Raw genomic sequence first — 6,000 nt, 5'->3', positions numbered from 1 at the left:
TTTAAAGTTTTTCCTGTTCAGAATTTCAAAGGTATTTGGTTAACCTGTGCCCACTTTTTGAAGGTGATCCCAAAAAGGACATGAAAACACCATTTTTATTAAAGCAAATCACTTTATTTCTCATATTACTCTCTCTATTTTCATGCAATAAGAGTAATGAGCTGGACAAAACTGAAAAAGAAGCCTTAGAAAAAATCATAGAATTATCTGGTTACTCAAATTATGCTTCAGGTACACGAATTAGCGAGACTCAGATTACTGAATTACCAGAAGACATATCCGCGTGGAAAGAAATTAAGTCACTCGATTTACGTCAGAATAGATTAACTAAACTACCTGAAAAACTAGACTTATTACCTAAGTTACATTATTTGAATATTGAACACAATCAATCGACAACATTGCCCGTTTCATTAGCTCAAAATAAAACGGATTTACATATCAGACATTTTGGTAATCCTTGGGAATGGCTTCCAAGAGAGTTAGTTGATAATTTTGAGATAAAAAATCCAAGATTTAGACTACCTCATGTAAGTGAGATAAGATAAAGATATAAAGAACCGGTACATATTTATTTTTATGTACCGGTTTTCTTTTCTTATAACTATATAGTACGCCTAATCACAAAATCGAAAGAAAACTAACCGCTTTTTAATAATCAGAAGAATCATAAATAGAGTTCAGTAAATCTCTTGATTTATCTTGCAAATAATGTTGCTCCGTAATTTGTGATGTAGCATGCCCTAGTAACCTAGACGTTGTTATAAGCCCAAACTTATCCAATGCATGATAAGCAAAAGTATGTCTTAAATTATGAAGGCTTATTGGGTACCTCACTCCTTCTTTTTCTATTTCTTTCAAATCACATTTATATAGAAAATCTGAGAAATATTTAGAAAGGCTACTGATGTTATTGCTTTTATAAGCTAACACAAAATCACTTTTCTCCAGGTTATGCTCATCAATAAAACCCTTTAAGAAGTGATAAACTGCTGGCGGGATTGGAAGCGTCATGGTATTGTTTTTACCTTTTAACCACACCTCCATTTTCTTAGTAGAAAAATTGATATCTTCTACTTTTAAATTAAGCATTGAACTACCTCTTAATCCCATATTCACTCCTAAGTGAAGGATCAATCGCTGTTTTGAATTGGCCTCTGAAAAGAGCTTATTTACTTGTTGTTCATTAAGACCAATCCGATTTACTATTTGCAATGAGTCTTCAAATTTCTTCAAGCTATTAATTTCCAATGCTATATCATGTCGTTTTTCATCATTTGAAGTATGCTCGTAGTACGACGCAAACCGTTTGATGGCTTTTAGGTATAAATTCAGTGTTGAAATTTTCAAATGTGCCTGTTCCCTTAAAAATTGATTCACCGACAATGCTGATATACTTTGATAAGAAGAGGCATTAAGCCATTCTAAATAAAGACTTACCACATTGGATAAGGTTTTTCCATAATTTGTTTTTCGGGTAAGTTTTGATTTTAATGCTAACCAATCTTCGAAACCTTTAGACCAATCATCCTGCAACAACGTTTCACTCTTGGTAGCCACCACTTTATTATAATTATTCTGATAAAGCCACACCAAGTACCCTTCCTTTTCCAGTTCAAGATTTATTCTTCTACCGTACATTCTTCGCATGGCTTTCTGAGCAGTAGAAAGTTTATCTTCTTCCACTAATTTTTGCAGGTAATCTGTATAGTAATTGAAACTCACCTTTGATAATAAACCATTTCTAAATTCTAGTATAAAGTTCAGAAAATGATTCATTTGCGTAACAGCCTTAGAAACAGTATTTAAGGACTTTTTATCTGAATTCCCTCCTTCTGTCAGATAGCTACGGTAGCGTTGAAGGAGAAAATCAATCGTCATTCCTTCCGAATCAATGGCTAATGCAGTGTTTTTCTGGATTAATTTATTATTCAATTGAATTAATTTTAATAATTATAATATTACTATTATCAGTTATTCAAATATAATAATTATTTATCAAACCGATTAAATAAATATTTATTGAATATAATACATACATAAAGATGTTTACTTCAATATATATTAATGCGAAATTTATGATTATAAAAGCTATTTTGATAAATGGAGTAAAAGGACATGTAGCAATGCTTTAAAATAGTTCAGAAAATCAGAGCTAAAATTTGAACTATTAGATTAACATCAAACAAAAAAGGATTTTACACTCTAATTAGTATAAAACCCTTATTTATCTTCTATGAAAAAGAACAAATCAGCACTTATTCCCTGAGTATTAACCCATTTCCTTCTCTCCTAATTGAATCAAACCACTTAGTTCTCCATCTTGCACTACAAACACTTTTGTACTGAGTGGCTTTGTATTTTCATCCTCAATGTATTTCATAGAAGTGATCATTATAAATTTCTTGAAAACTTCAGGAGTTGGTGCTCCATCAATGATAAACATAAACCCTTTCCTCGGCATACTTACAGCCAATAATTCAGCATTAAGTTTTTCTTGCATTTGTAGCATAAATTGATGGTCAAGGATTTTTTCTGAAGCATAGTAATTGCCTGCACAAACAATCATAGGTATACCAGATAAATCAAACTGCTTTATATCAACTTCAATATTTGAAAGATTTTTTATACTTCTTTCTCTCAGTTCTTCTAAACTCAATGTATCATCACCTTTCTGTATTGCAACAAAAGCTTCAGGTGTATCATACCCATAAGTGATATAAGGAATTTTTTCCATTGCCTCTCCTCCGTTCAATAATGACTCATGCATTGACATTGGGACACTCATATCATCATGTGTTTTAATTGACGGCATTAGCACTTTGTTTTCCTCATCCAAGTCAACAGTTTTTACTGCAATACTTTCTGCAAAGCTGACACCTAAACTTGTCACCTTAAAATGATCAACAGTGGTGAAGCTCATTTCAGCATAACCCGGTGCTATCAATTGATGATTAATAAAGGATGGATACAGTTCGATGGGCATACTGATACCATATTTTGAAAAGATATCAAATAGATTTTTATCATCATTGGGAGTAGAACTTAGTTCTTTTAATACTACCTGCTGTACTAATTTTAAAAATTGTTCTTTGTCCATAAAATAAGCGGTTTAGTTTAATGATTATAGCTTGCTAAACTGAAAAGAGAATATTTTGAGTTCGGCATTTAGAATGAAGAAAATGTATTGTATTATGGTTTATAAAATGTGTTTTGGAAGTGTTTGATTCATAATAAGAATCACATTACCTTAGAACATGTTTCAAAGATGCTCTTACCCCTCATAAAATTTCAGTTTACTCTATTTTAAGCTAATGAATATTTACATTATTTCAAATAAATCAGGTAGTGAACAGCAATACATCAAAATTTGACAACAAAAAAAGGGAGTCACTTTCTGACTCCCTAATCATGATATATATTATTTACGATCTCCTATTAAAGTGTCTCGTAAGTAAATTCATCCATAAATCCTGTATTGAAATCACCTGATTGGTAAACTTCATTATCCATTAATCTTAAATGGAAAGGAATTGTAGTTTTGATTCCCTCAATGATAAACTCTTGAAGAGCTCTCTTCATTCTCTTAATTGCCTCTTCTCTTGTTTCAGCTGTAACAATCAATTTAGCAATCATTGAATCGTAGTTTGGAGGAATCGAGTACCCAGAGTAAACGTGAGTATCAACTCTTACACCTGGACCGCCTGGTACGTGAAGATTTGTAATCTTACCTGGAGATGGTCTGAAATCAGCCGCTGGATCTTCAGCATTGATTCTACACTCGATTGAGTGAGCTTGTGGTGTATAGTTTTTACCTGAAATTTTCTCGCCAGCAGCTACTTTAATTTGCTCTCTGATCAAGTCAAAACCAGTTACTTGCTCCGTTACAGGGTGTTCAACCTGAATACGAGTGTTCATTTCCATGAAATAGAAATCACCGTATTTGTCTACTAAGAATTCAACAGTACCTGCACCTTCATAGCTAATTTTCTCAGCCCCAGCAATTGCTGCTCTACCCATTTTCTCTCTTAATTCAGAAGATAAGGCAGGTGAAGGAACTTCCTCTGTTAATTTTTGGTGACGTCTTTGGATAGAACAGTCTCTTTCTGACAAGTGACATGCTTTACCATAACTATCGCCAATAATTTGAATCTCAACGTGACGAGGTTCAACAACGAATTTCTCAAGGTACATACCGTCGTTACCAAATGCGGCTGCTGACTCTTGACGAGCTGAATCCCATGCTTTTTGGAATTCATCAGGACCGTTAACGATACGCATACCACGTCCGCCACCACCTGCAGTTGCCTTAAGGATCACTGGGTATTTGATTTTTTCAGCGATTTCCAAACCTTGCTCTACTGAATCTAAAAGACCCTCAGAACCAGGAATTGTAGGAACGCCTGCATCTTTCATTGTTGCTTTTGCAGTCGCCTTATCACCCATTTTGTTGATCATGTCGGCTGATGCACCAATGAATTTGATGTTGTTTTCTGCACAGATTGCTGAGAATTGTGCATTTTCAGATAAGAATCCATAACCAGGGTGGATAGCATCACAATTAGTGATTTCTGCCGCCGCCATGATGTTAGGAATACTTAAGTAAGAATCTGTACTTGGTGCAGGACCAATACAAACAGCTTCATCTGCAAAACGAACGTGCAGACTGTCTTTGTCAGCTGTAGAGTAAACTGCTACCGTTTTGATCCCCATCTCTGCACAAGTACGGATCACACGGAGTGCAATTTCACCTCTGTTAGCAATTAGTATTTTTTTAAACACGATACCTTCTTAGTTTAGTTAATAATAAAAATTAGTTGATCTAACTAATAATTAAGATGGATCTACTAAGAATAATGGCTGATCGTATTCTACTGGAGACATGTTGTCAGCTAAAATCTTAACGATTTTACCTGATACTTCAGATTCAATCTCATTGAAAAGTTTCATTGCTTCGATGATACAAACAACGTCGCCTTTCTTTACAGAATCACCTACATTCACGAACATATCCGACTCAGGGTTCGGAGCAGTGTAGAATGTACCGATCATTGGAGACTTGATTTCAATGTAGTTAGAAGTATCTGCTGCTGGAGCCGCTGGAGCTTCTGCTACTGGAGCCGCCTCAGCTACTGGTGCTGTTGGCAATTCTGCTGCTGGAGCTGGAGCCGCTGCTAAAGGAGTAACTGGCGCTGTCGCTAATACTGGTGCTGCAGGAGCAACTGCTGCTGCTGACGCATCAACATTGCGTTTAACGTGAAGTTTGATTTCTGCTGTTTCTACATTGACTTCTTGCAAGCCTGAACCTGCAATAAAGCTGATCAGATCTTTTACCTCTGGTGCTTTCATAATGTGATAGTGTGTGTGTTTGAGAGAAGGTATAAGAAATATAACCCTCTCTCAAACCTATTCGATTAAATACTAAAAAAATTATTTTTTAACGCGTTCTGAGTAAGAACGATCCGTTGTATTTACTTTGATAACGTCGCCCTGGTTAACAAACAAAGGTACCATAATGTTTGCACCTGTCTCCACAGTTGCAGGTTTTAATGTGTTTGTTGCTGTATCACCTTTGATACCTGGCTCTGTATAAGTAACCTCTAACTCAACAAATTGAGCTAATTCACAACCAACGACTTCTTCTACTTCTGCATGGAAAAGAATATCAACATTCATTCCATCTTGTAATAAATCGTTGTTTGGAACTTGTTCTGCAGGTAAAGCTACCTCTTCCCAAGTAGTTGTATCCATAAAATGGAATCCCATATCATCTGCATAAGAATACTGATGCTGTCTTCTCTCAATACGGGCTGTTGTTACTTTGTGACCTGCTGTAAAAGTGTTGTCAATTACTTTACCTGTACGAATACTTTTTAGTTTAGTACGAACAAATGCAGGACCTTTTCCTGGCTTTACGTGTTGGAATTCGATGATTTGAAAAATATCATTATTGAACTCAATACATAAACCGTTTTTAAAATCAGCTGTAGATGCCATTAT

Annotated in this window: 6 protein-coding genes; 1 reads left to right on the top strand and 5 read right to left on the bottom strand. The window is 35.0% G+C overall.

What is annotated here, in order from left to right:
• Positions 1-80 precede the first annotated feature (80 nt).
• Entirely contained in the window at positions 81-548 is a 468-nt protein-coding gene (locus HHU12_RS17865; protein ID WP_169658103.1) for a hypothetical protein, read from the top strand.
• Positions 549-651: 103 nt separating this feature from the next.
• On the opposite strand, the gene HHU12_RS17860 is transcribed toward HHU12_RS17865, so the two are convergent.
• The 5 genes from HHU12_RS17860 to efp form a co-directional block, all read right to left on the bottom strand.
• Positions 652-1,935 carry a tyrosine-type recombinase/integrase gene (locus tag HHU12_RS17860; RefSeq protein ID WP_169658102.1) on the bottom strand — a complete coding sequence of 428 codons (1,284 nt, stop codon included), beginning with the start codon at positions 1,933-1,935 and terminating at the stop codon, positions 652-654.
• A 337-nt stretch (positions 1,936-2,272) separates the two neighbouring features.
• Entirely contained in the window at positions 2,273-3,100 is an 828-nt protein-coding gene (locus HHU12_RS17855; RefSeq protein ID WP_169658101.1) for a hypothetical protein, read from the bottom strand.
• Between the two features lie 338 nt (positions 3,101-3,438).
• Positions 3,439-4,782, bottom strand: coding sequence for an acetyl-CoA carboxylase biotin carboxylase subunit (gene accC / locus HHU12_RS17850; RefSeq protein WP_169658100.1), 1,344 nt, complete (start codon positions 4,780-4,782; stop codon positions 3,439-3,441).
• Between the two features lie 51 nt (positions 4,783-4,833).
• Positions 4,834-5,349 (bottom strand): acetyl-CoA carboxylase biotin carboxyl carrier protein, encoded by a 516-nt coding sequence (gene accB / locus HHU12_RS17845; RefSeq protein ID WP_169658099.1) that lies wholly within the window; start codon positions 5,347-5,349, stop codon positions 4,834-4,836.
• Positions 5,350-5,430: 81 nt separating this feature from the next.
• Positions 5,431-5,997 carry an elongation factor P gene (gene efp, locus HHU12_RS17840; protein ID WP_044203683.1) on the bottom strand — a complete coding sequence of 189 codons (567 nt, stop codon included), beginning with the start codon at positions 5,995-5,997 and terminating at the stop codon, positions 5,431-5,433.
• Between the last annotated feature and the right edge of the window lie 3 nt (positions 5,998-6,000).

It is taken from the genome of Flammeovirga aprica JL-4 (assembly GCF_012844305.1).
In the GTDB taxonomy this organism is placed as follows: Bacteria; Bacteroidota; Bacteroidia; order Cytophagales; family Flammeovirgaceae; genus Flammeovirga; species Flammeovirga aprica.
Note: the sequence above shows the minus strand (reverse complement) of the source record. Positions and strands in the feature narration are given on the sequence as shown.

Bases quoted from the DNA above. Each gene is read 5' to 3' on its own strand.
- HHU12_RS17865 (WP_169658103.1), top strand. From the start codon at position 81: ATGAAAACACCATTTTTATTAAAGCAAATCACTTTATTTCTCATATTA.
- HHU12_RS17855 (WP_169658101.1), bottom strand. From the start codon at position 3,100: ATGGACAAAGAACAATTTTTAAAATTAGTACAGCAGGTAGTATTAAAA.
- accB (WP_169658099.1), bottom strand. From the start codon at position 5,349: ATGAAAGCACCAGAGGTAAAAGATCTGATCAGCTTTATTGCAGGTTCA.
- efp (WP_044203683.1), bottom strand. From the start codon at position 5,997: ATGGCATCTACAGCTGATTTTAAAAACGGTTTATGTATTGAGTTCAAT.